Here is a 24,004-nt window from a genome sequence, read left to right on the forward strand (position 1 = left end):
CCCGGTTACATTCCGAACCCGGAAGCTAAGCCTTACAGCGCCGATGGTACTGCAGGGGGGACCCTGTGGGAGAGTAGGACGCCGCCGAACAAATTTTGAGAAAGCCCCCGGCCGGGGATACCGGTTCGGGGGCTTTCTGCGTTTGGTGATCGCGGCGCTGGGGGGGGGGTGATTCCAGGGGAGAGTCCGTCAATCAGACTCTCCCCTTGGACTACAGACGTCCCGCCGTTTTGAGGGCCAGATAGGCGTCCGCCAGTGCCGGTGCGAGTTCTTCCGGCGTGGCGTCGACGACCGTTACGCCGTGACGGCGGAGTTGTTCCGCTGTGCGGTGGCGTTCGGTCTGGGCCTGGGCGGATGCTGCGGCCTCGTACACAGAGTCTGTATCTCCGCGTGCGGTTGCCATGCGGGCGATGTGGGGGTCCGCTACGGATGCCAGCAGAACTGTGTGGCGCTTGGTGAGCTGTGGCAGGACGGGGAGGAGTCCCTCCTCGACCGGGGCGGCGTCGAGCGTGGTGAGCAGGACGATCAGGGAGTGCCGGGGCGCCGTACGGAGAGCTGTGGCAGTAAGGCCTCGGGCGTCCGTTTCGATCAGCTCGGGTTCGAGCGTGGCCATCGCGTTGACCAGGGAGGGGAGGACGTCGCCGGCTGTGCGGCCCTGCACGAGTGCGCGTACCCGGCGGTCGTAGGCGAGGAGGTCCACGCGGTCGCCGGCTCTGGACGCGAGGGCGGCCAGGAGCAGTGCTGCGTCCATGGAGGCGTCGAGGCGTGGAGCATCGCCGACGCGTCCTGCCGAGGTGCGGCCGGTGTCCAGGACGAGGAGGATGTGGCGGTCGCGCTCGGGGCGCCAGGTGCGCACGGCGACGGTGGACTGTCGGGCCGTAGCTCGCCAGTCGATGGAGCGGGTGTCGTCGCCGGGGACGTATTCGCGCAGGCTGTCGAATTCTGTGCCTTCGCCGCGAGTGAGAACGCTGGTGCGGCCGTCGAGTTCGCGCAGGCGGGCCAGTTTGGAGGGCAGGTGCTTGCGGCTCGTGAACGGGGGGAGGACTCGTACCGTCCAGGGGACTTTGTGGGTGCCCTGGCGGGAGAAGAGGCCCAGGGGGCCGTACGAGCGGATCGTCACGCGGTCGGCCTGGCGGTCGCCTCGGCGGGTGGGGCGTAGGCGGGTGGTGAGGCGGCGGCGCTCGCCGGCTGGGATCGTCACGCGGTGGCGGGAGGCCGCAACCTCTGTCCCGGGTTGCCAGCTGCTCGGCGGCCAGGCGTCGCGGAGGTGGGCGCGGAGGGGGCGGCCGGACGGGTTGGTGATCGTGAGGGTGATGTCCGCTGTCTCGCCCAGGCGTACGGAGGTGTCGCCGGCACGGGTCAGGCCCAATCGGCGTACGGGTGCTGCCAGGGCGAAGTCGCAGGCGCAGGCCGCGAGCACGGGTGCGTTGACCGCGAGGATGCCTGTCCAGCCTGGGTCCCAGATGCCCACAGGGAGGGATCCAAGGGCCGCGAGGAGTGCGGCGCGTCCGGTGAATGCCATCAGCGCGGGACGGGGACGTGGGCGAGGATCGCGTTGATCACGGAGTCGGCGGTTACGCCTTCCATCTCGGCCTCGGGGCGGAGTTGTACGCGGTGGCGGAGGGTGGGGAGGGCGAGTGCCTTGACGTCGTCGGGGATGACGTAGTCGCGGCCCGTCAGCCAGGCCCATGCGCGGGCGGTGGCGAGCAGGGCCGTGGCGCCGCGTGGGGAGACTCCGAGGGTGAGGGATGGGGATTCACGGGTGGCTCGGCAGATGTCGACCACGTAGCCGGTGATCTCCGGGGAGACGGTCGTCTTGGCCACCGCGGCGCGTGCCGCCTCCAGGTCTGCGGGTCCCGCTACGGGGCGTACGCCGGCCGCGCGCAGGTCGCGGGGGTTGAACCCTTCCGCGTGGCGGGTGAGGACATCGATCTCGTCCTGGCGGGAGGGGAGGGGGATCGTGAGCTTGAGGAGGAAACGGTCCAGCTGGGCCTCGGGGAGGGGGTAGGTGCCCTCGTATTCCACCGGGTTCTGGGTCGCGGCGACCAGGAACGGGTCGGGGAGCGGGCGGGGCGTGCCGTCGACCGTGACCTGGCGTTCCTCCATGGCCTCCAGGAGGGAGGATTGGGTCTTCGGCGGGGTGCGGTTGATCTCGTCGGCGAGGAGGAGGTTCGTGAAGACCGGGCCGGGCTGGAAAGAGAACTCGGCGGTGCGGGTGTCGTAGACGAGGGAGCCCGTCACGTCGCTCGGCATGAGGTCGGGGGTGAACTGGACGCGCTTGGTGTCGAGTTCGAGTGCGGATGCGAGGGCGCGGACGAGCAACGTTTTGGCTACCCCAGGGACTCCTTCCAGGAGAACGTGTCCGCGGCAGAGGAGGGCGACGACGAGGCCGGTTACTGCGGGGTCCTGGCCGACCACGGCTTTGGCGATCTCGGCGCGCAGGGCTTCCAGGGAGGCGCGGGCGGTGCCCGGGTCCCCGGTGCTCCCGGCGTTGTCAGTGGTCGGGTCCATCATGGACGGCGTACCTCTCTTTCGAGGGCGTCGAGTTGGTCTGCTAGGGCGATGAGGGCCGTGTCGTCGCTGGGCGGCGGGCCGAAGAGGAGAGTGTGCAGGGCCTGTCCGTCTCCGTGGTTGTGGAGGTGGGCGGACAGAGCGGGGAGCAGGGCCTCGGGCGCGTGCGCCTGGGAGACGGGGACACCTACGAGGGGGGCGAGGCGCGTGCGGGTGGTGGAGCGAAGAGCGGCGGCCGCGCGGTCGCGTGCGTTGGCCTTGCGGTAAAGGCGGGCGCGGCCTTCTACGGTTTCGGAGGCGCGGATCGCCACGGGGAGTTTTTCGGGCACCAGGGGGCCGAGCCGGCGTGCCCGCCAGAGGGCAGCCACGGCTGCCGCGATGAAGAGCTGAAGAGTGCCCCAGAGCCAGCCGGAGGGGAGCAGGTCGAAGAAGCTGCGTTCGTCGTCCTCGTTGGCGGCGGAGGTGTCGGAGAGCGAGGGGAGGTACCAGACCAGATGGGGGCGGGAGCCGAGGAGTTGGAGGGCGAGGGAGGCGTTGCCCTGCTCGTCGAGGCGTTCGTTGTGGAGGATGTCGGGCGCGCCGAGGACGATGGAGTCGCCGTCCCCGGTCGCCTCCGGGACGCGCAGCAGGGTGGCTAGGCGCTCGCTGGGGTAGCACTCGTCGGCGTTGAGGTGGGTGGTGGTGTAGCGGACTCCGCCCAGGTCGGCGGTGCCCGCGCGCTGCGCGGCGGGCAGGGTGCAGTCGGGGGAGAGCTCCGAGTCGAGGCTGGTGGCGGGGTCCGCGGTGACCCCGGGCACGAGTCGTTCGATGGACCAGCTGCCCGGGGCGATGAGGACGGTACGCCCGCCGGAGACGGCGGTTGCCGAGTGCAGTCGGGACTGTTGACGGTGCGTCAGCAGATCGGGGGAGGCGACGAGCAGCGTGGTGTTTTCAGCGGCCGCGGCGCGTGCCTCGTCCAGGGTGGTGACCACGCGTGTGTCCACGCCGCGATCGGCGAGGAGCTCGGCGACCGCTCGGCTGCCCTTGGGGTCGGCGGAGCGTGGGTCGAGGGTGCCGTGCCGGGTGTCGGAGCGGATCGTGGCGATCACGACGGCCGCCGCCAGCAGGAGTACGACGGCGAGGGCGACGCCTCGCGCGCGGGTCCATACCTGGCGTGTTGTGGGCGAGGCCGAGGTGGCCGGGAGCGTGGCCTCGGTGGTCATTCGGCGGCTCCCTGGCGGGCGTTGTGGGCCGTGCTGGGGGCGCTGCTCGCGAGCTGGGGCTTGCTGTTCTCCAGGTCGCGGTCGAGGTCGGCGATGCGTTGGTACGCCTGCTGGGTCGCGGTCCGCCCGCCGTATGTGACGTCGTCGAAGTCCTGGGCGGCCGCGCGCAGTCGTTCCGTGTGGGTAGGCAGCGCGCGGCCCGCTTCGGCGGCGGCCTCGTCCGCGGTGCGGCCGGGGCGGACGTCGAGAAGGGCGCGCTCCTCGAGGGAGCGGACGATGGCGCGCATGCGTTCCTGGACGGCCTGGTTCCAGTGGCCTTGGGCGGCGTGTGCTTCGGCGGCGGCCCGATGTTCGGTGGCGCTGCGGGGGCGGTCGTCGAACAGGCGGGCGGAGGAGGTTGCTTCGCGGCGGGGGGTGCCGAGGCGCCACCACAGGGCACCGAGGACTGCGAGGACGACCAGGATGACGACGACCAGGCCGAGCGGACCTCCGGGTGTCACGGTCGCGGCGCTGGTGAAAAGGTCCTCGACCCAGTCCCAGAAGGCATCCAGGGCGCGCTGGAACCAACCGGGTTCGTTCTCGTGGTACATGCCCTTGGACAGCTCGCGTCGGGCCGCCTCCCGCGCGGGATCACGCGGAATCGTCAGCGGCGGCTCGTCGTCGGAGCGCGCCAGCAGGGCCAGTACGGCTGTGTCGCCGGAGCGTGACAGCGACGGCACGGCCTGGTCGCCGGTGCGCAGCAACGCGCGTACGGCCGCATCCGGCAGCGCTGACGCCGTTGTGAGAACTCCCCCCGCCAGGCTCACCGGTTCAGCTCCCCCGGGTGTCGGTGCCGTAGCCCTGGACGCCGGCTGCCCGGGCCAGTTCGAGGTCGAGGGCCTCGCGGCGGATGCGCTGGTCGATGTAGAGCAGGACGGTGACGCCGGCCGTGATCGGGAAAGTGATCATGGAGCCGATCACCGAGCCGACGCCGCTGACGATGAGGAACGTCCAGCCGAGGTCGGTGCTGCCTTCGAGGAAGCTGGTCGCGCCGTCGCCGCTGAGGGCGCCGGCGAGGAAGGTGAAGGGGATGACGACGATCGCCGCGACGATGTTGGCGATGAGCGTGGCGAGCAACTGGATGCCGAAGACACGCCACCAGGAGCCGCGAACCAGCTTCGCGGAGCGGCTCAGGGCCTTCACGATGCCCTGCTTCTCCAGCATCAACGCGGGCGAGGCGAGGGAGAAACGGAACCACAGCCACAGTGCGACGATGCCGCCGCCGAGGATGCCCAGGAATGCGAGTGCCGCACCCCCGTCACCGGAGCCCGAGGCGGCCACGAGGATGCCGGGCAGGGCACCCACGAACACCAGGCCGAAGGTCATGAGCAGCAGCAGGAAGAGCAGGCCGAAGAGCCTCAGGACCTGAGGGCTTGCGTCGCGCCAGGCCTCGCTGGTGGTCACCGACTTGCCGAGCACCGCGCGGCTGGTGACCGTCGTCAGCAGGGCGGTCGCGATGATGGCGCCGATCACCGAGATCAGGAAGACCACGCTGGAGCTGAGCAGGGCGTCACGTGTGGCGCGAGCCAGCTCGCTGAGGGTCGCGCTCGGGTCGTTGAGGGCTTCGGTGCTGGCGAGGTCGTTCAGGACGAAGCCCTGGAGGAGGATCACGAGGATCTCCGTCACGATGGCGACGGTCAGCGAGATGCCCAGGACCGTGCGCCAGTAGGTGCGCATGGTGGAGACCGCGCCGTCGAGGATCTCACCGACGCCCAGTGGACGCAGGGGGATCACGCCGGGCTTGGCAGCGGGCGGAGGGCCGCCCCAGCCGCTTCCCCAGGCGCCGTACCCGCCGGGGGCGCCGTAGCCCGGGTGGCCGCCGCCGTAGCCGCCCGGACCTGTGGGGCCGGCGGGCGGGGGAGCGCCCCAGCCCGGGCCGGGTGGTGGCGGAGGAGGAGCCTGGCCGGGTGCCTGGGGCCCCGTCGGGGCGGACCATTGGCCGGCCGGCGGCTGCTCCTTGGACCACTTCGGGCCGGCGTCCTGTGGGTCCGGTGCCGGCTGCGGCGCGGGGTCGGGACGGTCTGCTGGCTCCGCGGGGCCGGACGCGCCGGGTTCCGGTCCCTCGGACGGGGCGGATCCGGGCGAGGCCCAGCCCGGAGTGTCGTTCATCGTCGCTCCTTCACGGTGCCCGTCCGCGGTCGCGGCGGCAGGTTGGCAGCCATCGTGCCATGGGGTGGTCGGCGAGGTACCGGCCGCGGTATGGGCTGCACACCTTCAATTGTCCGCCGGACACGGGGCAGACTGACCGCATGGCTGATCAGTACGCGCAATCCGGCGAGGACGACAGGCCGACCGGTATCCCTGCGATCCGGTGGGACGAACCACCCGAGGGTCCCGTTCTGGTACTTCTCGACCAGACGAGGCTGCCGGCCGAGGAGGTGGAGCTGGTCTGTACGGACGCGTCCGCGCTGGTGGAGGCGATCCGTTCGCTCGCCGTGCGGGGGGCGCCGCTGCTCGGGATCGCCGGGGCGTACGGTGTCGCGCTCGCCGCCGCGCGCGGCTTCGACGTGGACGCGGCCGCGGAGTCGCTGGCGGGTGCCCGGCCCACGGCCGTGAATCTGGGCGTCGGGGTGCGCAGGGCCAGGTCCGCGTACCAGGCGGAACTCGCGCGCAGTGGGGATGTTGAGCAGGCCGCCGCTGCGGCCCTGGGCGCGGCGCGGGCGTTGCACAAGGAGGACGCCGAGGCCAGCACGCGGATGGCCGAGCGGGGGCTGGCGCTGCTGGACGAGCTGTTGCCCGGCGGCGGGCATCGCGTCCTCACGCACTGCAACACGGGGGCGCTGGTGTCGGGCGGGGAGGGCACGGCGTTCGCGGTGGCGCTGGCGGCGCACCGGGCCGGGCGGCTCAGGCGGCTGTGGGTGGACGAGACACGGCCGTTGCTGCAAGGGGCGCGACTGACGGCGTACGAGGCTGCGCGCAACGGGATGGCGTACACCTTGCTCACGGACAACGCGGCGGGCTCGCTGTTCGCTGCCGGGGAGGTGGACGCGGTGCTGATCGGGGCGGACCGTATCGCGGCCGATGGCTCGGTGGCGAACAAGGTGGGGAGCTATCCGCTCGCGGTGCTCGCGCGGTACCACCATGTGCCGTTCATCGTGGTGGCGCCGCTGACGACGGTGGATCCGCAGACCCCGGACGGGGCGTCCATCGAGGTCGAGCAACGCGCCGGATTCGAGGTGACCGAGATCGTGGCGCCGCAGGTGCCGGCGGCCGGAGCGGAGCCGGGTGGCGGGATTCCGGTGGCGCCGTTGGGGACGCAGGCGTACAACCCGGCGTTCGATGTGACGCCGCCCGAGCTGGTGACGGCGATCGTCACGGAGGAGGGGGCTGTGTCGCCCGTGACCGCTGAGGCGCTGGCGGAGCTGTGTGCCAGGGCGAGGCCGGTTACGCAGAGCTCGTGAGGTGGGGGCCGGAGACGATCGGCGGGCAGAACTGGGCAAACCCGCCAAAATGGTAACGCTGTGTGAGCGCGGCAAGGGCAGACAGTGGCGACCGCGTACGACTAAGGTCACTGGCCGGTGACCTATCTCACCACTGCCTTCGCCACTGTTATGAGAATGGGATGATGGCATTCATGAAGGGACGAGTCCTTGTCGTCGACGACGACACCGCACTGGCCGAGATGCTCGGCATTGTGCTGCGTGGTGAAGGTTTTGAGCCGTCTTTCGTAGCCGACGGCGACAAGGCGCTTGCCGCATTCCGGGAGGCCAAGCCCGATCTGGTGCTGCTGGACCTGATGCTGCCCGGGCGGGACGGTATCGAGGTGTGCCGTCTGATCAGGGCGGAGTCCGGGGTGCCGATCGTGATGCTCACGGCCAAGAGTGACACCGTGGACGTGGTGGTCGGGCTGGAGTCCGGCGCCGACGACTACATCGTGAAGCCGTTCAAGCCGAAGGAGCTTGTCGCGCGTATCCGGGCGAGGCTGAGGAGGTCGGAGGAGCCGGCGCCGGAGCAGCTGGCCATCGGTGACCTCGTGATCGACGTGGCCGGGCACTCCGTGAAGCGGGACGGGCAGTCGATCGCGCTGACGCCGCTGGAGTTCGACCTGCTGGTCGCGCTGGCCCGTAAGCCGTGGCAGGTGTTCACGCGTGAGGTGCTCCTCGAGCAGGTGTGGGGCTACCGGCACGCGGCCGACACCCGACTGGTCAACGTGCATGTGCAGCGGCTGCGTTCCAAGGTCGAGAAGGACCCGGAGCGTCCGGAGATCGTGGTGACGGTCCGCGGCGTCGGCTACAAGGCAGGGCCGAGCTGACATGACCGGGGACAGTGCCGCTTCGGCCCCCGGTCGGACCGGGGCCCGTCCGGAGCGGCCTGTCGGCCGGAAGTCGGCGGGCTCCCGTTGGGCTCGGATTCTGGAGGGCGGGCTGCTTCAGGGCGGAGTCCAGGGCAGCCCGGTCCTCCGCCTGCTGCTGCGCTGGGTGCGTCGGCCGCTGCTGCCGGTCATGCGGCTGTGGCGGCGCAACATCCAGCTGAAGGTCGTCGCCACGACCCTGCTGATGTCGCTGGGTGTTGTTCTGCTGCTGGGCTTCGTGGTCATCGGGCAGGTGCGCAACGGGCTGCTCGACGCCAAGGTGAAGGCTTCGCAGAGCCAGGCCACGGGCGGGTTCGCGGCGGCCAAGCAGAGGGCGGACGAGGCGGCGGCCGGGACCGCCGACGACGGAACGACGGTGGACGACCGTTCCGAGCAGAATGTCACCTCGTGGATGAGCGACCTCGTCTCCTCGCTCTCCAGTGGCGGGCAGGGGGCCTTCGAGGTGGTGACGCTTCCGGCCTCCACGGGAAGTGACACCGGCGGGCGCGGGCGGCGTGCCTCCGGCGATGTGGACCCGACCGCGAGTGTGCCCGAGGCTCTGCGTGAGCGCATCGACAGCGCCACGGGGGCGTTCCAGAGCTATACGCGCATCGTCTATCAGCCCTCCGCTCAGAAGGACTCCCAGCCGGCCCTGGTCATCGGCAAGCAGGTCAACGACCCCAACGGCGACCCGTACCAGCTCTACTACCTCTTCCCGCTCAGCCAGGAGGAGAAGTCGCTGAGCCTGGTCAAGGGGACGCTCGCCACGGCCGGGCTCTTCGTCGTCGTACTGCTCGGAGCCATCGCCTGGCTCGTGGTGCGCCAGGTGGTCACGCCCGTGCGGATGGCGGCCGGGATCGCCGAGCGGTTGTCGGCGGGGCGCCTGCAGGAGCGGATGAAGGTGACCGGCGAGGACGACATCGCGCGGCTCGGTGAGGCCTTCAACAAGATGGCGCAGAACCTGCAGCTGAAGATCCAGCAGCTGGAGGACCTGTCGCGGATGCAGCGGCGGTTCGTCTCCGACGTCTCGCACGAGCTGCGGACGCCGCTGACGACCGTACGCATGGCTGCCGACGTCATCCATGAGGCGCGGGAGGACTTCGATCCGGTGACCGCGCGGTCGGCGGAGCTCCTCACCGACCAGCTGGACCGGTTCGAGTCGCTGCTCGCCGACCTGCTGGAGATCAGCCGGTTCGACGCGGGCGCGGCGGCGCTGGAGGCCGAGCCGATCGACCTCAGGGAGGTCGTACGTCGTGTCGTCACCGGGGCCGAGCCGCTCGCCGAGCGCAAGGGCACCCGGATACGGATCCTCGGCGACCAGCAGCCGATCGTCGCCGAGGCCGATGCCCGGCGCGTCGAGCGGGTGCTGCGCAACCTCGTGGTCAACGCCGTCGAACACGGCGAGGGCAGGGATGTCGTCGTCAAACTCGCGGCGGCGGGCGGGGCGGTCGCGGTCGCGGTGCGGGACTACGGCGTCGGGCTCAAGCCCGGGGAGGCGACCCGTGTCTTCAGCCGCTTCTGGCGGGCCGACCCGGCACGCGCGCGTACCACGGGCGGAACGGGGCTGGGGCTGTCCATCGCGCTGGAGGACGCGCGACTGCACGGTGGCTGGCTGCAGGCGTGGGGCGAGCCGGGGGGCGGTTCGCAGTTCCGGCTGACGCTGCCGCGGACCGCGGACGAGCCGCTGCGGGGTTCGCCGATACCCCTGGAGCCCAAGGACTCGCGCCGCAATCGTGGACTCAATGACGCCGGTCTGCCGCGTGGCGGCGGTGAGAAGGCCGCGACGGTGCCGGCGCAGCCCACCGGTGACCAGGTGACCCCGATGACGTCGAGGGACCCGATCGCGCCGAGGGGCACGGCGGTCCCGAAGGCCGATCCGACGGCGCTGCCCGGCAACGGCGCGCGTGTGGTGCCCCGGCCCGCGTCGACTGCGCGTCGGCAGGACGACGCGCCGGGTGCGGAAGGGCCGCCGAGTGAGGAAACCGGGCGGGCCGAGGAGTCGAGCAAGCATGGGGAGGCATCTCGTGGGCGCTGAGCGCGAGGGGGGCGCCCGGCGCACGCGTGGGCGCGTGGTGGCGTACGCAGCCTGTGGCGCCGTACTGCTGGCCGGGTGCGCCTCCATGCCCGACAGCGGCGATCTGCGCGGCGTCGAGTCCACGCCGCGCCAGGACAACCGCGTGCGGGTCTTCGCCATGCCGCCGCACGAGGACGCTTCGTCCTCGGAGATCGTCTCGGGCTTCCTGGAGGCGCTGACCAGCGACGATCCGGATTACGAGATAGCGCGCAAGTACCTGACCGAGGAGGCCTCGGAGAGGTGGCGGCCCTTGCTGTCCACCACGGTGCTCGCCGACGGACCCGGCGTCGACCCCGACCGGGTGGGGGGCCGGGAGGAGACCGACAGCCTCTCGTACACCCTGAGCGGCACCAAGGTCGCCACGGTCGACGCCCAGCAGTCGTACTCGCCCGCAGGCGGGGACTACCGGGAGACGATGCACCTCACCCGGGACACGAAGACCAAGCAGTGGCGCATCGACGTGCCGCCGCGCGGTGTCGTCATGGGTAAGTCGGACTTCCAGCGCAACTACATGTCCGTCGACAAGTACTACTTCGCCACGAACACCACGCTCGGGACCTCCCCGCACACGGCCGCGGTCGCCGATCCCGTGTATGTGCGCAGGAACGTGGACCCCATGACGGAGATGGTGCGCTCGCTGCTCAAGGGGCCCACCAGCTGGCTCAACCCGGTGGTCAGGTCCAGCTTCCCCACCGGTACGGCGCTCAAGAAGGACGGCGACTCTCTGACGCCCGACGACCAGAACAGGCTGACCGTGCCGTTGAACGACAAGGCGGCCGGGGTCGGGCTGGCCAAGTGCAACGAGATGGCGGCGCAGCTTCTGTTCACTCTGCAGAACCTCACACCCACGGTGGACGAGGTCGAGCTGACGGCGGGCGGCAGGCAGCTGTGCACGCTCAGGGAGGACCAGGCGGAGGCCGTCGTCACGCGCGGGTCGGTCGAACGCGCCGATTACCTGTACTTCCTCGACGCCAAGCACCGTCTCGTTCGGCTGGCCGCCGCGACCAACGACACGCATCCCGATCCGGTGCCGGGTCCCCTCGGGGAGGGCGAGAAGCAGCTCGGTTCGGTGGCGGTGTCGCGTGATGAGGACATGGCGGCCGGGGTCGGCCTCGACGGCAAGGAGATGTACGTCGGAGCGCTGGCGTCGGGCGGCCCGGTCGGGGAGCCCGAGCTGACCAGCGAGGGCAGGACGCCGGAGGAGCGGTTGTCGACGCCGAGCTGGGACGCCCAGGGCGACCTGTGGGTGGCGGACCGCGATCCCGACAACCCCCGGCTGCTCCTGCTGGAGGAGGGCGTGGACGATCCGCTGGTGGTGAAGACGCCACCGAGCCTTGAGGGGCGCATCGAGTCCGTGCGGGTGGCCGCCGACGGTGTGCGGATCGCGCTCGTCGTGAAGAAGGGCGACAAGTCGTCGCTGCTCATCGGGCGGATCCAACGCGGTGAGGACGGCAAGGACGTGGAGCCGACGGCGGTGTCCGTGCACGAACTGCGTTCCGCGACGCCGGAATTGGAGGAGGTCACCGCCATGTCGTGGGCCGGGGACAGCCGCCTGGTGGTGGCCGGGCGCGAGAAGGGCGGCGTCCAGACCATGCGGTACGTGCAGGTCGACGGCTCGACACCGGAGGGGCCGGTGCCCGCGGCCCTCAGCGGCGTAAGGGAGATCACCGCGTCCGAGGACGTGCGGCTGCCGCTGGTCGGCTACTCGGAGGACGGGATCGTACGGCTGCCCTCCGGGATGCAGTGGCAGAAGGTGGTGACGGACGGGACCGCGCCGGTTTATCCGGGGTGACGATGTGTCCGGGCCGGGTCGGGACGGGCCGTCGAGGTTCCCGGACGGTGAGTTGGCGGCCGCTTCTGGCCGGAGGAAACTCCGGTTGGGGGCGGCCGCTTTGTTGTGGGGCGGGACTCCCGCTCTGCGGGGTTCCGCGGGAGTCGGGCGTGGCTGTGGGACGGATACGGCGAGGTCGGGGGCTGGAACCGGTCAGGCGTGGCTGTAGGGCGGAAGCGGGTCTCCGCGGGGCGACCGGAGTTTTCCACAGGGGTTACCCACAGGGGTGGCTGGTCGGCTCGGGCGTTGGCACAGTGGTGGGCATGCGGGGGTGGTGGCAGGACCTCACCGACCTGGTGCTGCCGGCCGAGTGCGGAGGCTGTGGAAGGTCTCGCACGGTGCTCTGCCCGGAGTGCCGTGCCGTTCTGAGCGGGGCCGTACCCAGCCGGGTGCGACCGGTGCCGGAGCCGCCCGGGCTGCCGGTCGTGCACGCGGTGGCCCGGTACACGGACGAGGTGCGGGCGGCTTTGCTGGCTCACAAGGAGCGCGGCGCGCTGGCGCTCGCCGCGCCGCTCGGCGCAGCGCTGGCGGGCGCTGTGCGGGAGGCGCTTCAGGAGGCCGGTGCGGGTGGCTGTGGGGCGTCGGCGCGGGGAGCACGGCCCGGGCGGTCTGGCTGGGATGCGCGGTCCATGGGGGCTGCGCGGGTCCAGGGCGCTCAGGTGCGCGCGGACAGGGTGGGGAGGTCCGGGAGCGCCGCTGCGCCGGTCCTGCTCGTACCCGTTCCGTCGGCGCGGGGGGCGGTGCGGGCACGGGGGCATGATCCGGCGCGGCGGATCGCGCTCGCGGCCGCGGGTGAGCTGCGGCGGGCCGGGACGCCGGCGCGGGTGCTCGCCGTGCTGCGGCAGCGGCGTGCGGTGGCCGATCAGTCGGGGCTCAACTCCCGGCAGCGGCTGGACAATCTCGCGGGCGCGTTGACGGTGGCTCCTGGGGGAGGCCGGCTGCTCGGGGGTGGTCCGGTCGTGCTCGTCGACGATCTGATGACGACGGGCGCGTCCCTGGCGGAGGCGGCCCGTGCCGTGCGGGCGGCCTTGGCGGAGGGAGGGAGCGTATACGGCAGAACGTTTGCGGAGGTGGATGCGTATGGATGGGTGACCGAGCAGTTCGGTGCGTGTGGCGACGGCACAACCGCTGTGTACGCGACGGGAAGTCGGGAAAGCACAGGGGAACGGAGAACCGGATCTACGGAGGGCGTGGTGCGGCGAGCGCGCGAGATGCCGGGAATCATGGGTGGTGGACGCGTCGGCGACCTGATCTGCGCGGCCGTGGTCGCTGCGACACCGGATTCTTTCGAAATAAACCGGAACTGACCGCGAACTTGCATCGTTGCAGGTTACGAGAGGGCCTATTCACCTGAACGGAGGTACGCCGCAGTAGAGGGTGACGACATCCGTCCGGGCGAGATATGTTCGGTTGTGAGGGAAAGGCGCAGGCCATCCCCGTCGTATCCGAATGCCGTGCTGCGGGTTTTGCGCAATTGACTCGCGGCCATGGGGTGGAGATCTTGCCCATGGGGGAGGAGGAGGTGGAAGTCACCGAGTCCGAGGTTCCGGGGTTCACCGGAGCCTGGTGCAAAAGGGAGATGCTCCGCCGATGGAGCGGAGCGATCCGGGAACGGAGTTCTGCGTGGACATCGTCGTCAAGGGCCGCAAGACCGAGGTGCCCGAGCGGTTCCGCAAGCACGTGGCCGAGAAGCTGAAGCTGGAGAAAATCCAGAGGCTCGACGCCAAGGTGATCAGCCTCGACGTCGAGGTGTCCAAGGAGCCCAACCCCCGACAGGCCGACCGCAGTGATCGAGTGGAGATCACGCTCCGCTCCCGCGGTCCGGTGATCCGGGCGGAGGCAGCGGCCAGCGATCCGTACGCGGCACTCGACCTGGCGGCGGAGAAGCTGGATGCCCGGCTGCGCAAGCAGCACGACAAGCGTTTCTCGCGCCGAGGCGCACGCCGACTCACGGCGGCCGAGGTCCCCGACCACGTTCCGGGCGCGGCGACGCTCAACGGGAACGGCCACACCTTCCAGACGGAAGAACCGGACGGCGTTCCCACCAAGAAGATCGGCTCGCTGGAAGTGAAGGGCGAAGGCCCGCTCGTCGTACGCGAGAAGACGCACGTCGCCTCCCCGATGACCCTCGACCAGGCCCTCTACGAGATGGAGCTGGTCGGGCACGACTTCTACCTGTTCGTCGACTCCGAGACCAAGGAACCGAGTGTCGTCTACCGGCGGCACGCCTACGACTACGGCGTCATCCACCTCAGCACGGACCCGATGGTCACCCAGGCGCAGGCTCCCGCGGCAGGTGGCACGCTGGGCGGCTGACCCATCCGGCTGACAGCTGAGCCGGTGCCCCTGGAGCGCGTGTGCGCCCCCAGGGGCACCGGTGTGCGACCACTTCGCGCCCCGCTCGTCACCGTAGTGTCGGACGGGCATGAAATCATGGCCGCACCGGCCCAACCGGTGGGCCGCTGCCTTGGGTTGGCGATGGCACAGGACCAGCCACAGCCTTCAGGGGGAGGAACGATGGCGGACAGCTTCGGACCGATGCGGGACGAGGATGCCGACGGTGACGTCGTTGGCATGGGCCCGAACGAGGGCTCGCCACGCAAGGAGCCGATCAGAGTCCTCGTCGTGGACGACCATGCTCTCTTCCGTCGTGGACTGGAGATCGTGCTCGCGGCCGAGGAGGACATCCAGGTCGTGGGGGAGGCGGGCGACGGCGCGGAGGCCGTCGACAAGGCCGCGGACCTGCTGCCGGACATCGTCCTGATGGACGTCCGCATGCCCAAGCGGGGCGGCATCGAGGCCTGCACCTCCATCAAGGAGGTGGCCCCCAGCGCGAAGATCATCATGCTGACGATCAGCGACGAGGAGGCCGACCTCTACGACGCGATCAAGGCCGGCGCGACCGGTTATCTCCTCAAGGAGATCTCCACGGACGAGGTGGCCACCGCCATCCGCGCGGTGGCCGACGGGCAGTCGCAGATCAGCCCGTCCATGGCGTCGAAGCTGCTCACCGAGTTCAAGTCGATGATCCAGCGCACGGACGAGCGACGGCTCGTGCCCGCGCCGCGGCTGACGGACCGCGAGCTGGAGGTCCTCAAGCTCGTCGCCACCGGAATGAACAACCGCGACATCGCCAAGGAGTTGTTCATCTCCGAGAACACCGTGAAGAACCATGTGCGCAACATCCTGGAGAAGCTGCAGCTGCACTCCAGGATGGAGGCCGTGGTGTACGCGATGCGGGAGAAGATCCTCGAGATCCGCTGAAGCCGGGCCGAGCGGCTTGCTTCGACGGTCCTGAAGGTCAGGCCAGGATGCGAGTGAGCTCCTTGGCGAGCGGCTCGCGCAGTTCCGGTGCGTCCACCCGTTCCAGGCGGACGTCCGTGCAGTCCACCCAGCTCGCCGCCTCGGCCAGGGCCTGGGCGACCGCGGGGACCGCCTTCGGGCCGTCCAGGGTGACCTGCTTGGCGACCAGGGTGTGGCCGTCGCGGGCCGGGTCCACGCGGCCGACGAGTTGGCCGCCGGCCAGGACGGGCATCGCGAAATAGCCGTGGACCCGCTTCTGCTTGGGGACGTAGGCCTCCAGCCGGTGGGTGAAGCCGAAGATCCGCTCCGTACGTGCTCGTTCCCAGATGAGGGAGTCGAACGGGGACAGGAGCGTCGTACGGTGGCGGCCGCGCGGGGGTGTTTCCAGGGCGGCGGGGTCGGCCCAGGCCGGCTTGCCCCAGCCTTCCACCGTGACCGGGACCAGGCCCGAGTCGGCGATCACCGCGTCCACCTGGTCGCCCTTGAGGCGGTGGTAGTCGGCGATGTCCGCGCGGGTGCCGACGCCGAGGGACTGGCCGGCGAGGCGGACCAGGCGGCGCAGGCACTCGGTGTCGTCCAGCTCGTCGTGCAGCAGTGTGGCCGGGATGGCGCGTTCCGCGAGGTCGTAGACGCGCTTCCAGCCGCGGCGTTCGACGCAGACCACCTCGCCGTACATGAGGGCGCGTTCGACGGCGACCTTCGCTCCGGACCAGTCCCACCAGTCGCTGGTTCTCTTCGCGCCGCCCAGTTCGGTCGCGGTGAGGGGGCCCTCGGAGCGGAGCTGTTTGATCACCTGGTCGTAGGCGCCGTCGGGGAGATCGTGGTTCCAGTGGGGGCGGTTGCGGTAGGCGCGGCGGCGGAAGGCGAAGTGGGGCCACTCCTCGACGGGGAGGATGCAGGCGGCGTGGGACCAGTACTCGAAGGCGTGGGGTGTGGGAGGCGCGGCCTTGGCGGCTGTCGTCCAGTACGCCTGCTCGACCGTCTTGCGGCCTACCGCGCCCAGGCGGGCGTACGGGATCAGTTCGTGGGAGCGGGCCAGCACCGAGATGGTGTCGAGTTGGATCGCGCCGAGGTGACGGAGTATGCCGCGGACGCCGGACCTTCGGTCGGGGGTGCCGAGGAAGCCTTGGGCTTTCAGGGCGATGCGGCGGGCTTCGTCTGCCGAGAGGTCGGTGGTGGGGCGCGGGGTCGTCATGGGATCGGACGATAGGGGGTGGTACTGACAATGGGGGGTGAGCTGGGGATTTGGAGGGGAGGGGCAGTTGGGGTGAGGGTGCGCGTTTGGGTTCTCGCCCCCGCCGCCCCTACCCGTCCCGTCCTCCAGGGGCTCTGCCCCTTCGACCCCGGCCCCTTCTGGGGGCTGCCGCCCCCAGACGCCCGGCTTCGACCCCTGAAGGGCCTCGTCCTCCAGCGCCGGACAGGCTGAAAAGACGCGAAGTCACCGTCGGCGAGGAAAGCGGCTCGTTCAGGGGTGGTTGGGCCTGGGGGGCCGGGGTGGGGCGGGTAGATATGGCGCCGTTGATGGGAGGCTCAGGTCTGATGGGAGCAGGGAGCCCACCCAGGAGTCTCGGCGTACGCCCTGGTGGACGATGGCGGAGCGGAGAGTGCCCTCGATGGTGAAGCCGGTGCGTTCCGCCACTGCGCGGGAGGGGGTGTTGCCGACCTCCGCGCGCCATTCGACACGGTCGATCGACATGTCGACGAAGGCCCAGCGGGAAGCGGCCAGGACGGCCTGGGTGACGTAGCCGTTGCCGCGGTGTTCCTTGGCGGCCCAGAAACCGATCTCGGCGTCGCTCATGGAACGCATCGTCAGGCCCAGCATGCCCACCAGGTCCTCCCCTTCGGGGAGGAAGAGGCCCCAGGTGAACATCGAACCGTTGTTCCAGCCCTCCGGCACCAGTTGATGCGTGAAGCTGTGGGCGTGTTCGTACAGGTAGGGGGAGGGGATCGTGGTCCAGCGCAGGATGTCGGGGTCCTGGACGGCCTCGTACACGGCGTCGGTGTCCGGTGGGCCGACCGTGCGCATGAGGAGGCGGTCCGTGGTGAGCGTGACGGGTTCCATCGGCCGATTCTGGTCGTGGGCCGTCGCGAGCGCCATTCTTTTGTGCGCTGTGTGAACCATGCGGTGTGTGAGCGCCTGATCGCGTTTCGCACAATTCGTTGGCGGAACGCGGCACCATCCGCGACCCCCGGCCGTTGTCCCCTTTGAGGGAGATTTGAAGCAGCGGATCGTCGGCGTCCCCGGCAGGCTCCCGGCGTGGCGGGGTCCTCGCATACGATGGCCGTTGCTCAGCCAAGTCAAATGGAAACCGACCGTCCCAGGCCCGACCGGCAAGGAGACCAACCCCCGTGTCCGTCCTCTCGAAGATCATGCGTGCAGGCGAAGGCAAGATCCTGCGCAAGCTGCACCGCATCGCGGACCAGGTCAACTCCATCGAAGAGGACTTCGTCGACCTCTCCGACGCCGAGCTGCGGGCCCTCACCGATGAGTACAAGCAGCGTTACGCCGACGGTGAGAGCCTGGACGACCTGTTGCCCGAGGCCTTCGCCACCGTTCGCGAGGCCGCCAAGCGCGTCCTCGGACAGCGTCACTACGACGTCCAGATCATGGGCGGCGCGGCCCTCCACCTCGGCTATGTGGCCGAGATGAAGACCGGTGAGGGCAAGACCCTGGTCGGCACACTGCCCGCGTATCTGAACGCCCTTTCCGGAGAAGGCGTTCACCTCATCACGGTCAACGACTACCTGGCCGAGCGCGACTCCGAGATGATGGGCCGCGTCCACAAGTTCCTGGGCCTCGACGTCGGCTGCATCCTCGCCAACATGACGCCGGCCCAGCGCCGCGAGCAGTACGCGTGCGACATCACGTACGGCACGAACAACGAGTTCGGCTTCGACTACCTGCGCGACAACATGGCGTGGTCCAAGGAAGAACTCGTCCAGCGCGGCCACAACTTCGCCATCGTCGACGAGGTCGACTCCATCCTCGTCGACGAGGCGCGTACGCCGCTGATCATCTCCGGCCCGGCCGACCAGGCCACCAAGTGGTACGGAGACTTCGCCAAGCTGGTCACGCGCCTCAAGCGCGGCGAGGCCGGCAACCCGCTCAAGGGCCTGGAGGAGACCGGCGACTACGACGTCGACGAGAAGAAGCGCACGGTCGCCATCCACGAGGCCGGTGTCGCCAAGGTCGAGGACTGGCTGGGCATCGACAACCTCTACGAGTCGGTGAACACGCCGCTGGTGGGCTACCTGAACAACGCCATCAAGGCCAAGGAGCTCTTCAAGAAGGACAAGGACTACGTCGTCATCGACGACGAGGTCATGATCGTCGACGAGCACACGGGCCGTATCCTCGCCGGCCGCCGCTACAACGAGGGCATGCACCAGGCCATCGAGGCCAAGGAAGCCGTGCCGATCAAGGACGAGAACCAGACGCTCGCCACGATCACCCTCCAGAACTTCTTCCGCCTGTACAAGCGCCACGACCACGAGGGCAAGGAAATGCCCGGTCTGTCGGGCATGACCGGTACGGCGATGACCGAGGCCGCCGAGTTCCACCAGATCTACAAGCTCGGCGTGGTGCCGATCCCGACGAACAAGCCGATGATCCGCAAGGACCAGTCGGACCTGATCTACCGCACCGAGGTCGCGAAGTTCGAGGCGGTCGTCGACGACATCGTCGAGAAGCACGAGAAGGGCCAGCCGATCCTCGTCGGTACGACGTCGGTCGAGAAGTCCGAGTACCTGTCGCAGCAGCTGTCCAAGCGCGGCGTCCAGCACGAGGTGCTGAACGCAAAGCAGCACGACCGTGAGGCGATCATCGTCGCCCAGGCCGGCCGCAAGGGCGCCGTGACCGTGGCGACCAACATGGCCGGCCGTGGTACGGACATCAAGCTCGGTGGCAACCCCGAGGACCTCGCCGAGGCGGAGCTGCGCCAGCGCGGCCTCGACCCCGAGGAGCACATCGAGGAGTGGGCCCACGCCCTGCCCGCCGCCTTGGAGCGGGCCCAGGCCGCCGTCAAGGCCGAGAAGGAAGAGGTCGAGGCGCTCGGCGGTCTGTATGTGCTCGGTACCGAGCGGCACGAGTCGCGTCGTATCGACAACCAGCTGCGCGGTCGTTCCGGCCGTCAGGGCGACCCGGGCGAGTCCCGCTTCTACCTGTCCCTGGGCGACGACCTGATGCGGCTCTTCAAGGCCCAGATGGTCGAGCGCGTGATGTCGATGGCGAACGTCCCCGACGACGTGCCGATCGAGAACAAGATGGTCACGCGCGCGATCGCGTCCGCCCAGTCGCAGGTCGAGCAGCAGAACTTCGAGACCCGTAAGAACGTCCTGAAGTACGACGAGGTTCTCAACCGCCAGCGTGAGGTCATCTACGGCGAGCGGCGCCGCGTTCTGGAGGGCGAGGACCTGCACGAGCAGATTCAGCACTTCATGGACGACACGATCGACGCGTACGTCGGTGCGGAGACCGCCGAGGGCTTCGCCGAGGAGTGGGACCTCGACCGGCTGTGGGGCGCCTTCAAGCAGCTCTACCCGGTGAAGGTCACCATCGAGGAGCTGGAGGAGGCGGCCGGCGACCGGGCCGGTCTCACCGCCGAGTTCATCGCGGAGTCCATCAAGGACGACATCCACGAGCAGTACGAGCAGCGCGAGGCGCAGCTCGGCTCCGAGATCATGCGTGAGCTGGAGCGCCGGGTCGTGCTGTCGGTCCTGGACCGCAAGTGGCGCGAGCACCTCTACGAGATGGACTACCTCCAGGAGGGCATCGGCCTGCGCGCGATGGCGCAGAAGGACCCGCTGGTCGAGTACCAGCGCGAGGGCTTCGACATGTTCACCGCGATGATGGACGGCATCAAGGAGGAGTCCGTCGGCTACCTGTTCAACCTGGAGGTCCAGGTCGAGCAGCAGGTCGAGGAGGTCCCGGTCGAGGACGCCAAGCCGGTGGCCGACCTCGAGAAGAAGGACGCGGTGCCGGCGCAGGCGGGCGCGCGTCCCGAGATCCGCGCCAAGGGGCTCGAGGCTCCGCGCCGCCCGGACCGGCTGCACTTCACCGCGCCCAAGGTGGACGGTGAGGGCGACATCGTCGAGGGTGACTTCGACAACGGCGACGAGCCGGTGCGGTCCGAGGCCGACGGCCTCACCCGCGCGGAGCGCCGCAAGCAGTCGCGTGGCGGGCGGCGCCGCAAGAAGTAGCACGGGTTGAGGGGGCGGCGCGAGGAGCGTGCGCCGCCCACACAGGCGGTGACGGCGCTTGGGACGCCGTAGTGGCAGGCCGGAAGGGCCGGGTCTCCTTTGGGGGCCCGGCCCTTCGGCGTGGGCGGTCCGAGGGGGTTCGTCGTTGGTGGGCGGCCGGGACCCGCGGGGTGGCAGGTGGTCGTTGCTGTGGACGGGGCCGCGTGGTGGCCTGTTGTGGCGTGTGGGCGGCTCGCGGGGTGTGGGCGGTGGCCTTCCATGGGGTGAGCCCGGGTGGTGGCCTGTAGTCGTCCGGGGGCGAGTCCGTGCGCCAGCCTGCAGTCGTCCCTGGACGAGTCGTGTGGTGGTCAGTCCTCGTCCGTGCGTGGTCTGCGCGGGCCGCCCAGTTCCACGGCCGTGCAGCGCCAGCGGAGGTCGCCGCCCCGTTCCAGGCGGAACGCCATGGCGCGCAACTGGTCGCCTGCGCCGATGCGGGCGAAGGCCTCGATGGCGCCCGGGCGGGGTTCGAAGTAGCCGATGTCGCGGACCACCGGGCGGGTGCCGCGGGCGCGTAGCGGGCTGCGATCCGCGAGCCAGGCGAGTTCGTCGTAGGCACGGCCCGCGGTGTGACGGAGCATCGAGTGGACGGGGCGCTGGCCGCTCAGGACCAGGAGCAGGCGGTCTGCGAAGACGTCGGTGGGGCGGGGTTGGGGGACGTGGGGGAGAGGCGTGGGAGGGGGCTGCGGCGGGACGATCGCCGGGGCTGGCACCGTGCCCGGCGTTGCGGTTGGGGTGAGGTGGGTCGCGCGGCTCGGCGCTTGTAGGGTGCCGCCCTCCTTCGGGACGGGCGGCGCCCCAGCGGCACCACCGCCCGCAGGCTGCGTGGGTACCGCTGCTCGCGGCTGAGCGGAGGCCGGCGGCGGCATGACTGCCCGCGGTTGTGGCGAGGCCGGCGGTGGCATGACCGCTCGCGGTTGGGTGGGTGTGGATGGTGGGCGGTTGTCCCTGGGCCTGGTGTGTGCGTTGGCTCCCGTCGTGGCCGAGGGTCCGGGTGGGCGGCCGTCGGGCGATGCCGTACGAGGTGCGCCGCCGCTCGGGGTGCGGGGTGGGGTGCTGCCGGGGCGGCGGATGTCGCGGCGGGTCGGTGGGCGGGTGCCGGGGCGGTGCTGGGTCCTGGTCATGACCTTGTTCATGGGGTCCCCGTTCGGTGAGCCCGGGAGATACCGGGCAGTAACTTCGCGGTCGGTGATCTTGTACGGGGTTCTGGGCACCGACGGCAAGGAAGCGGGAGTTCGGATCGGGCGGCCGGAAACTTCACTTATCTGGGTGATCGCGAGGCGTGGAAGGCCGTGATGGCGGGCCTGCACCGGGTGAGTTCCCGGACCGGAGTGGACGCCCGACGAGCCGGCGGTGGGGACTCGAAAGGGGACACCCGCACGTATCCTGAAGGCCTTCCGGGAGGCGCGATGCCCGCCCTTCCGGGTCCAGGCGGAGCCTCACGAGTACGAAAGCGGTCGGCCATGCGCGTCTACGTCCCCCTGACCCTCCCCGGCCTCACCGAGGCGTACAAGACGGGCGAGTTGGGGGCCGGGCCACTCGTCGCGTACGCGGTCACGCCGGCGTTGCGCGAGTGGTACCTCTCCGATGACATCGAGGAGTTGGAGTACGCGGCGTTGAACCGGGCCGCGCTTGCCTCGCTGCGGCTGCTGGCGGCGGACGCCGGGGCGGTGCGCCGGCGGGTCGTGGTCGCCGTGGACGTGCCCGACGGGGCGGCCGTCGCCGACCCCGACCGGGGGCTGGATCCGTCCGCGCTGGGTGAGGTGCGGATCGCCGGGGGTGTGGCGCTGGCCAAGGCCGCCTCGGTGCATGTCGACTCGGGCGACGCGGAGGCCGACGTGGCGGCGGCAGCGGAGGCGCTTGCGGCGGCGGACGGTGGGGACGACGACGCGCAGTTCGTGGTGGACGGGGCGGAGGACCACGAGCTGCTGTGGTACGCCACTCAGGAGATTCCGAATCTGGTCGGGCTGGGGGAGTGAGGCCTCGGCGCGGCGCAGGGCCCGGCCCGGTGCTCGGCGTTGGCGCCGGATGTGCTCGGATGCCCGTTGACCTGCCGTTCTCTTGATTGTCAGTGGTGGCGGGTACGGTTTTTGGCATGGGGAAGCAGGTAGGGGTGCACATTGTCTGGGACTGGAACGGGACGCTGTTCCACGACAATGACGCGATCATCGGGGCGACGAACGCGGCGTTCGCCGAGCTGGGGCTGGAACCGATCACGATGGAGCAGTACCGGGCGCTGTACTGCGTGCCGGTGCCGAAGTTCTACGAGCGGTTGCTGGGGCGGCTGCCGACCGAGGCCGAGTGGGAGGTCATGGACGAGACCTTCCACCGTTACTACGCCGAGCACCGGGTGAGGTGCGGGCTCACCGAGGGCGTGGCGGAGCTGCTCGTGGAGTGGCGGTCGTCGGGGCGCAGCCAGTCGATCCTCAGCATGTACGGGCATGACGAACTGGTCCCGCTCGTGCGCGGGTTCGGGATCGAGGAGCACTTCATACGCGTCGACGGGCGGACCGGGCCGTCCGGGGGCAGCAAGGCCGAGCACATGGTGCGGCACGTCCAGGCGCTGGTGAGCGTGGATCCCGCTCGCACGGTGGTGATCGGGGACGCCGCCGACGATGCGGTGGCGGCGCTGCATGTGGGGGCGCGGGCCGTGCTCTACACCGGCGGGTCGCACAGCCGGGCGAGCCTCGAGGAAGTGGGCGTGCCGGTGGTGGACACGTTGGGGGAGGCGGTCGCGGAGGCGGAGCGGTTGGCGGCGTAGGAGGTCTGCGGCGCCGGGCGGAGTGTGTGGCGCCCGGCGCCGGGGCCGGGGCGGTGCCGATCGGTGGTGCCGGTGGGCTACGTCACCGGTGCTTTCGCCCTCAGTACCGTCAGGAACTCCCGCATCCAAGCCGAGTGGTCCGGCCAGGCGCGGGAGGAGACCAGGGTGCCGTCGACCACTGCCTCGGCGTCCTTGAAGGTGGCGCCGGCGGCCTGCATGTCCAGTTCGAGGGCGGGGTACGCCGTGACGCGGCGGCCGCGGAGGCTGTCGGTCGCGGCGGTGAGCAGGGGGCCGTGGCAGATCTGGGCGACCGGTTTGTCGGCGTCGAAGAACGACTTGAGGATCTTGCGGAGTTCGGGGTCGTTGCGGAGGTACTCGGGGGCGCGGCCGCCGGGGATGACGATGGCCGCGTAGTCGCCGGGGTCTACCTCGGAGAAGGCGAGGTCGGCGGGCCAGGTGTAGCCGGGTTTCTCGGTGTAGGTGTCGAAGCCGGGTTCGAAGTCGTGGACGACGAACTGGAGCTTCTTGCGGGTGGGGGCCGCGATGTGGACGTCGTAGCCCTCTTCGCGGAGGCGCTGGTAGGGGTAGAGGACCTCCAGTGACTCTGCGGCGTCGCCGGTGACGATGAGGATTTTCGCTGTCATGTCGGGTGCGCTCCTCTTTTGGCCGTGGTCTGCGGCTCTGTCGGGGCCGGCCTACTGGGCAACTTGCCTCGGGGCGGGGGGATTGCCAAGGGGGCGTGCGAGTGTGGGGGGTG

At 70.3% G+C, this 24,004-nt stretch carries 19 protein-coding genes and 1 rRNA gene; 11 read left to right on the forward strand and 9 right to left on the reverse strand.

Annotated elements, in window-relative coordinates; genetic code table 11:
* Positions 1-90 (forward strand): 5S ribosomal RNA (gene rrf, locus IF78_RS45315); the annotation flags it as partial.
* Positions 91-211: 121 nt separating this feature from the next.
* Here the strand turns inward: rrf and IF78_RS0141300 are convergent.
* From IF78_RS0141300 to IF78_RS0141320, 5 genes are read right to left on the reverse strand one after another with little or no spacing between them, the layout of a single operon-like run.
* Positions 212-1,522 (reverse strand): DUF58 domain-containing protein, encoded by a 1,311-nt coding sequence (locus IF78_RS0141300; protein WP_031487632.1) that lies wholly within the window; start codon positions 1,520-1,522, stop codon positions 212-214.
* On the reverse strand, positions 1,522-2,511 hold the full coding sequence (locus tag IF78_RS0141305; RefSeq protein WP_107050121.1) for an AAA family ATPase: 990 nt from the start codon (positions 2,509-2,511) through the stop codon (positions 1,522-1,524). Before IF78_RS0141305 ends, IF78_RS0141300 begins: the two co-directional genes overlap by 1 nt.
* Entirely contained in the window at positions 2,511-3,713 is a 1,203-nt protein-coding gene (locus IF78_RS0141310) for a DUF4350 domain-containing protein (protein WP_031487634.1), read from the reverse strand. Before IF78_RS0141310 ends, IF78_RS0141305 begins: the two co-directional genes overlap by 1 nt.
* Positions 3,710-4,519, reverse strand: a complete 810-nt coding sequence (locus IF78_RS0141315; RefSeq protein ID WP_031487635.1) for a DUF4129 domain-containing protein — start codon at positions 4,517-4,519, stop codon at positions 3,710-3,712. Before IF78_RS0141315 ends, IF78_RS0141310 begins: the two co-directional genes overlap by 4 nt.
* 4 nt (positions 4,520-4,523) lie before the next feature.
* Positions 4,524-5,861, reverse strand: a complete 1,338-nt coding sequence (locus IF78_RS0141320) for a DUF7847 domain-containing protein (protein ID WP_031487636.1) — start codon at positions 5,859-5,861, stop codon at positions 4,524-4,526.
* Between the two features lie 140 nt (positions 5,862-6,001).
* On the opposite strand from IF78_RS0141320, the gene mtnA reads away from it, so the two are divergent.
* From mtnA to IF78_RS0141355, 7 genes are all read left to right on the forward strand, one after another.
* Positions 6,002-7,153, forward strand: coding sequence for an S-methyl-5-thioribose-1-phosphate isomerase (gene mtnA, locus IF78_RS0141325; protein WP_031487637.1), 1,152 nt, complete (start codon positions 6,002-6,004; stop codon positions 7,151-7,153).
* 161 nt (positions 7,154-7,314) lie between these two features.
* Positions 7,315-8,004 (forward strand): two-component system response regulator MtrA, encoded by a 690-nt coding sequence (gene mtrA / locus IF78_RS0141330; protein WP_189786864.1) that lies wholly within the window; start codon positions 7,315-7,317, stop codon positions 8,002-8,004.
* Position 8,005: 1 nt separating this feature from the next.
* Complete coding sequence (gene mtrB, locus IF78_RS0141335) at positions 8,006-10,078, forward strand: MtrAB system histidine kinase MtrB (RefSeq protein ID WP_031487638.1); 2,073 nt, start codon at positions 8,006-8,008, stop codon at positions 10,076-10,078.
* Positions 10,068-11,909, forward strand: coding sequence for an LpqB family beta-propeller domain-containing protein (locus IF78_RS0141340; protein ID WP_031487639.1), 1,842 nt, complete (start codon positions 10,068-10,070; stop codon positions 11,907-11,909). Before mtrB ends, IF78_RS0141340 begins: the two co-directional genes overlap by 11 nt.
* A 302-nt stretch (positions 11,910-12,211) precedes the next feature.
* Positions 12,212-13,255 carry a ComF family protein gene (locus IF78_RS0141345; RefSeq protein WP_031487640.1) on the forward strand — a complete coding sequence of 348 codons (1,044 nt, stop codon included), beginning with the start codon at positions 12,212-12,214 and terminating at the stop codon, positions 13,253-13,255.
* A gap of 316 nt (positions 13,256-13,571) precedes the next feature.
* Entirely contained in the window at positions 13,572-14,264 is a 693-nt protein-coding gene (gene hpf, locus IF78_RS0141350; RefSeq protein WP_425314646.1) for a ribosome hibernation-promoting factor, HPF/YfiA family, read from the forward strand.
* Between the two features lie 201 nt (positions 14,265-14,465).
* The gene (locus IF78_RS0141355) at positions 14,466-15,212 is read left to right on the forward strand and encodes a response regulator (protein WP_031487642.1); all 747 of its coding nucleotides are present in this window, start codon (positions 14,466-14,468) and stop codon (positions 15,210-15,212) included.
* 37 nt (positions 15,213-15,249) lie between these two features.
* Here IF78_RS0141355 and IF78_RS0141360 read toward each other — a convergent pair whose 3' ends face one another.
* Complete coding sequence (locus IF78_RS0141360; RefSeq protein WP_031487643.1) at positions 15,250-16,446, reverse strand: winged helix-turn-helix domain-containing protein; 1,197 nt, start codon at positions 16,444-16,446, stop codon at positions 15,250-15,252.
* Positions 16,447-16,716: 270 nt separating this feature from the next.
* Complete coding sequence (locus IF78_RS0141365; protein WP_031487644.1) at positions 16,717-17,313, reverse strand: GNAT family N-acetyltransferase; 597 nt, start codon at positions 17,311-17,313, stop codon at positions 16,717-16,719.
* Between the two features lie 287 nt (positions 17,314-17,600).
* Here IF78_RS0141365 and secA point away from each other — a divergent pair, with 287 nt between their 5' ends.
* Complete coding sequence (secA, locus tag IF78_RS0141370; protein ID WP_031487645.1) at positions 17,601-20,450, forward strand: preprotein translocase subunit SecA; 2,850 nt, start codon at positions 17,601-17,603, stop codon at positions 20,448-20,450.
* Between the two features lie 347 nt (positions 20,451-20,797).
* Here the strand turns inward: secA and IF78_RS47205 are convergent, their stop codons facing one another.
* Complete coding sequence (locus IF78_RS47205) at positions 20,798-21,622, reverse strand: Rv3235 family protein (RefSeq protein ID WP_078662802.1); 825 nt, start codon at positions 21,620-21,622, stop codon at positions 20,798-20,800.
* A 327-nt stretch (positions 21,623-21,949) separates the two neighbouring features.
* On the opposite strand from IF78_RS47205, the gene IF78_RS0141380 reads away from it, so the two are divergent.
* Positions 21,950-22,465 (forward strand): DUF6912 family protein, encoded by a 516-nt coding sequence (locus tag IF78_RS0141380; RefSeq protein ID WP_031487648.1) that lies wholly within the window; start codon positions 21,950-21,952, stop codon positions 22,463-22,465.
* Positions 22,466-22,581: 116 nt separating this feature from the next.
* Positions 22,582-23,247, forward strand: a complete 666-nt coding sequence (locus tag IF78_RS0141385) for an HAD family hydrolase (RefSeq protein WP_031487649.1) — start codon at positions 22,582-22,584, stop codon at positions 23,245-23,247.
* A 77-nt stretch (positions 23,248-23,324) separates the two neighbouring features.
* Here IF78_RS0141385 and IF78_RS0141390 read toward each other — a convergent pair whose 3' ends face one another.
* Complete coding sequence (locus tag IF78_RS0141390) at positions 23,325-23,891, reverse strand: DJ-1/PfpI family protein (protein ID WP_031487650.1); 567 nt, start codon at positions 23,889-23,891, stop codon at positions 23,325-23,327.
* Positions 23,892-24,004 lie beyond the last annotated feature (113 nt).

It is taken from the genome of Streptomyces bicolor (assembly GCF_000719285.1).
Classification (GTDB): Bacteria; Actinomycetota; Actinomycetes; order Streptomycetales; family Streptomycetaceae; genus Streptomyces; species Streptomyces bicolor.

What these genes read in the sequence shown, in the direction of transcription:
- IF78_RS47205 (WP_078662802.1), bottom strand. Translation starts at nt 21,622, where the DNA reads ATGAACAAGGTCATGACCAGGACCCAGCACCGCCCCGGCACCCGCCCA.
- IF78_RS0141320 (WP_031487636.1), bottom strand. Translation starts at nt 5,861, where the DNA reads ATGAACGACACTCCGGGCTGGGCCTCGCCCGGATCCGCCCCGTCCGAG.
- IF78_RS0141355 (WP_031487642.1), top strand. Translation starts at nt 14,466, where the DNA reads ATGGCGGACAGCTTCGGACCGATGCGGGACGAGGATGCCGACGGTGAC.
- IF78_RS0141310 (WP_031487634.1), bottom strand. Translation starts at nt 3,713, where the DNA reads ATGACCACCGAGGCCACGCTCCCGGCCACCTCGGCCTCGCCCACAACA.
- IF78_RS0141365 (WP_031487644.1), bottom strand. Translation starts at nt 17,313, where the DNA reads ATGGAACCCGTCACGCTCACCACGGACCGCCTCCTCATGCGCACGGTC.
- IF78_RS0141385 (WP_031487649.1), top strand. Translation starts at nt 22,582, where the DNA reads ATGGGGAAGCAGGTAGGGGTGCACATTGTCTGGGACTGGAACGGGACG.
- mtrB (WP_031487638.1), top strand. Translation starts at nt 8,006, where the DNA reads ATGACCGGGGACAGTGCCGCTTCGGCCCCCGGTCGGACCGGGGCCCGT.
- IF78_RS0141305 (WP_107050121.1), bottom strand. Translation starts at nt 2,511, where the DNA reads ATGGACCCGACCACTGACAACGCCGGGAGCACCGGGGACCCGGGCACC.
- IF78_RS0141345 (WP_031487640.1), top strand. Translation starts at nt 12,212, where the DNA reads ATGCGGGGGTGGTGGCAGGACCTCACCGACCTGGTGCTGCCGGCCGAG.
- IF78_RS0141360 (WP_031487643.1), bottom strand. Translation starts at nt 16,446, where the DNA reads ATGACGACCCCGCGCCCCACCACCGACCTCTCGGCAGACGAAGCCCGC.
- IF78_RS0141300 (WP_031487632.1), bottom strand. Translation starts at nt 1,522, where the DNA reads ATGGCATTCACCGGACGCGCCGCACTCCTCGCGGCCCTTGGATCCCTC.
- IF78_RS0141380 (WP_031487648.1), top strand. Translation starts at nt 21,950, where the DNA reads ATGCGCGTCTACGTCCCCCTGACCCTCCCCGGCCTCACCGAGGCGTAC.
- IF78_RS0141390 (WP_031487650.1), bottom strand. Translation starts at nt 23,891, where the DNA reads ATGACAGCGAAAATCCTCATCGTCACCGGCGACGCCGCAGAGTCACTG.
- mtnA (WP_031487637.1), top strand. Translation starts at nt 6,002, where the DNA reads ATGGCTGATCAGTACGCGCAATCCGGCGAGGACGACAGGCCGACCGGT.
- mtrA (WP_189786864.1), top strand. Translation starts at nt 7,315, where the DNA reads ATGATGGCATTCATGAAGGGACGAGTCCTTGTCGTCGACGACGACACC.